This window comes from Stappia sp. BW2 (assembly GCF_008107695.1).
GTDB lineage: Bacteria > Pseudomonadota > Alphaproteobacteria > Rhizobiales > Stappiaceae > Roseibium.
In genome coordinates this window covers 1-415 of record NZ_VIRG01000015.1, presented here as the reverse complement: position 1 = coordinate 415, position 415 = coordinate 1, and the positions used below count along the sequence as shown (strand labels likewise).

General features: G+C 37.1%; 1 pseudogene. It reads right to left on the bottom strand.

Features of this window, described 5'->3' with window-relative positions:
- Nucleotides 1-415 (bottom strand): annotated as a pseudogene (gene cntM / locus FMN63_RS30040) (staphylopine dehydrogenase CntM); the annotation flags it as partial.

Sequence of the window (415 nt, the reverse complement as noted above, 5' to 3'; positions counted from 1 at the left end):
GTATTAAATTGAGAAGATAAGTGTTGATCTTGATGCATATCCTTGTACGCCTGGCAACTTGCTTCATAGCGAGTTAGGAACTGATCAATCATTGGCGTTTTGATACCTAGCATTTTCCCAATATGCTGAATCATCGCCGTTCTGTAATAATCTTCACTTGGCATTCTTGGAATTTGAACAACATCCTGTTCATTTTTATAGACTTGCTTAAATGGTACAGCTGAAAAATCAAAGTAATGTCCGTTTTCGTCTGGCTGTGAAAATGGATCAATGAGGATTGCGGTATATCTTACATAAAGCAGATATTCTTGTAAGATATCTGGCAAGATTTCGAAATGCTCAATATCACCTTCATCCAAAGTTTCAGGACGTACTGGATAATTTTCCTTCACCATAAATTGAAGCAGGTTGACTG